Annotated in this window: 3 protein-coding genes; all 3 read left to right on the forward strand. The window is 30.4% G+C overall.

Translation table 11 applies throughout. The features are described from left to right. The first annotated feature begins 89 nt into the window (after positions 1-89). A complete protein-coding gene (gene rimO / locus BUB51_RS12290; RefSeq protein WP_073198110.1) occupies positions 90-1442 on the forward strand; it encodes a 30S ribosomal protein S12 methylthiotransferase RimO in 1353 nt (450 codons plus the stop codon). Further along, complete coding sequence (pgsA, locus tag BUB51_RS12295; RefSeq protein ID WP_035163590.1) at positions 1426-1971, forward strand: CDP-diacylglycerol--glycerol-3-phosphate 3-phosphatidyltransferase; 546 nt, start codon at positions 1426-1428, stop codon at positions 1969-1971. Before rimO ends, pgsA begins: the two co-directional genes overlap by 17 nt. 122 nt (positions 1972-2093) lie before the next feature. After that, positions 2094-3137, forward strand: coding sequence for a recombinase RecA (gene recA, locus BUB51_RS12300; protein WP_035163589.1), 1044 nt, complete (start codon positions 2094-2096; stop codon positions 3135-3137). Positions 3138-3225: the final 88 nt, after the last annotated feature.

The raw sequence follows: 3225 nt of genomic DNA on the forward strand, positions 1-3225 counted from the left end.
TCGGATAAGATCTATAAATCTATAAAGATTTATAGGTATGCGTTGCTTTCTATAAGGTTTTTATAGATATAAGTCAACGGAGATGCTAAATGAGTACAAGAGTATCATTAGTTACTTTAGGATGTTCAAAAAATTTAGTCGATTCTGAAGTAATGTTAGGTATTATAAAAGAAAATGGCTATTTATTAACACAAAATTTAGATGTAGCAGACATTATAATAATTAATACTTGCGGTTTTATAAAAGATGCTAAAGAGGAATCAATAGATACGATAATTGAATTAGGAGAGTACAAAAAAATAGGGAATTGTAAAAGACTAATTGTAACTGGCTGTTTGGCTGAAAGGTATAAAGAAGAAATTCTTAAAGAACTTCCAGAAGTCGATGCAGTTGTTGGAACAGGAAACTTGAAAGATATAGTGAATGTAATAGAGGAAGTTGAAAAAGATAAAAGAATTTTAAAGGCAGGTGATATAAATAACTTTGATTATGATATTTTACCTAGATTTATAAGTTCTTCTAATCCGGTTGCCTATGTAAAGATTGCTGAAGGATGTAATAATTTTTGTACTTATTGTATTATACCTAAGATTAGAGGTAAATATAGAAGCAGACGTATAGAGAAAATTATTGAAGAAGTTAAAAAGTTAGTTGAAATAGGGAAAAAAGAGATAATACTGATAGCACAAGATACTACAAAATACGGATTAGATTTATATGGAAAAGTTAGATTGCCTGAATTATTAGATGAATTAAATAAAATTGAAGGATTAGAATGGATTAGGTTACAATATTTATATCCAGATGATTTTACGGATGAACTTATAGATAGTATAAAAAGAAATGAAAAAGTTGTTAAATATGTAGATATACCAATTCAACATATAAATAATAGGATTTTAAAAAGAATGAACAGAAAGACAACGAAAGAGAGGATAATAGATTTAATAAATAAACTTAGAAGTAGAGTGCCAAATATTATTATTAGAACTACATTAATTGTAGGATTCCCAGGAGAAACGGAACAAGAATTCAAAGAGCTATGTGAATTCGTAAAGAACACGAAGTTTGATAGATTAGGTGTTTTTGCATATTCAAAAGAAGAAGATACACCAGCTGCTAATTTTGAAGATCAAGTTGATGAAATTGTAAAAGAAGAAAGAAAATCTATTATTATGGAAATACAAAAGCAGATATCGTTTGAAAAAAACAGAGAAAAAATAGGAAATATTTATAAGGTTCTAGTTGAAGAGCAAATAGAAAAAACAGAAGATGGTTTAATATACTTAGGTAGAAGTTATATGGATAGTCCAGAAATTGATGGACTTGTTTATATACACAGTAAATATCGTTTGAATTTAGGTGATTTTGTAAATGTGAAAATATTTGATTGTTTAGAATATGATTTAATAGGAGAGATAGACCATGAATTTAGCGAATAAGTTAACCATAATAAGGATATTTTTAGTCCCAGTTTTTATGTTCTTTCTGTTAGTTAAAATACCATACGGCGAGTATATAGCAGCATTTATATTTATACTAGCTGCTCTTACGGATAGTTTAGATGGTTATATAGCAAGGAAGAGAAATCAGGTAACTAAATTTGGAAAATTCATGGATCCTCTAGCTGATAAATTATTAGTATCAGCTGCATTAATATCTTTAATTGAAAAAGGGAAATTATCTGCCTGGATTGTAATACTTATTATAGCAAGAGAATTTGCAATTACAGGATTAAGGGTATTGGCTGCTTCAGAAGGTATTACTATTGCAGCAAGTTGGTGGGGGAAAATTAAAACAATATCACAAATAGTGGCTATAATAACTTTGTTATTAGATAATTATCCTTTTAGATTGATAAATATACCTTTTGATAAAATATCTGTTGCTTTGGCTGTTATATTTACATTGATTTCGGGCTTTGATTACCTTTATAAAAATAAAAACGTTTATTTATCCGGGAATAAATAATTAGATTAATAAAATTAAAAGGAAAAAATAAGATTGACTGTATATGAAGCTTGTTATATAATTACAGTAGAACATAAGTTCGAAAAATGAAAGGTAGGTGAACCAGAGTTATCTGGGATAATATGTTAGAAAAGAAAAAAGCTTTAGAAATGGCTATAAGTCAAATTGAAAAACAATTTGGTAAAGGTTCTATTATGAAATTAGGAGAAAATTCTAAACTTAATGTTGAAGCAATTTCTACAGGAGCATTAAGTTTGGATATTGCCTTAGGCATAGGGGGCTTACCTAGAGGTAGGATTGTAGAAATATATGGTCCAGAGTCTTCTGGTAAAACGACTGTAGCTCTACATGTAATAGCAGAGGCTCAAAAGCAAGGAGGTGCTGCTGCTTTTATTGATGCTGAACATGCATTAGATCCAAGTTATGCTAAAAGGCTTGGCGTTGATATTGATAATCTTATCGTATCACAACCTGACACTGGCGAACAGGCTTTGGAAATCGCAGAAGCATTAGTAAGAAGTGGGGCAATTGATGTAATAGTAATAGATTCAGTTGCGGCATTAGTTCCTAAAGCGGAAATCGAAGGAGAAATGGGCGATAGTCATGTAGGTTTACAAGCTAGACTTATGTCACAGGCTTTAAGAAAATTAGCTGGGGCCATAAAAAAATCTAATACAATAGCTATATTTATTAATCAATTGAGAGAGAAAGTTGGTGTAATGTTCGGTAATCCTGAAACAACGCCAGGTGGACGAGCTTTGAAATTCTATGCTTCAGTTAGATTAGATGTAAGAAAAGTTGAGACATTAAAACAAAGCGATGAAATGATAGGAAATAGGACAAAAGTGAAAGTAGTTAAGAATAAAGTTGCACCACCATTTAAAATTGCAGAGTTTGATATAATGTATGGTACAGGTATTTCTAAAGAAGGTAATTTATTAGATGTTGGTGTATCTGATGGAATTATTAATAAATCAGGGTCGTGGTATAGTTATGGAGAGCATAGGCTTGGTCAAGGAAGGGAAAATGCAAAAGAATTTTTACGCGAAAATGTAAAAATAGCTCAAGAAATTGAAGAAAAAATAAGAATTAAGCACGGGTTAAATGTAAAAGAAAATCAGAAAAATACTACTGAAGAAAATAAAAAAGTAGAAAATAAAAAATAAACAGTCTCTTTTTAATGAGGCTGTTTATTTTGTGTGCCGGGCATGCGTAACAACTAGGTGGTGAAAGTCCACTGTGGGGGTTGACCGT

This window comes from Caloranaerobacter azorensis DSM 13643, assembly GCF_900129995.1.
GTDB lineage: Bacteria > Bacillota > Clostridia > Tissierellales > Thermohalobacteraceae > Caloranaerobacter > Caloranaerobacter azorensis.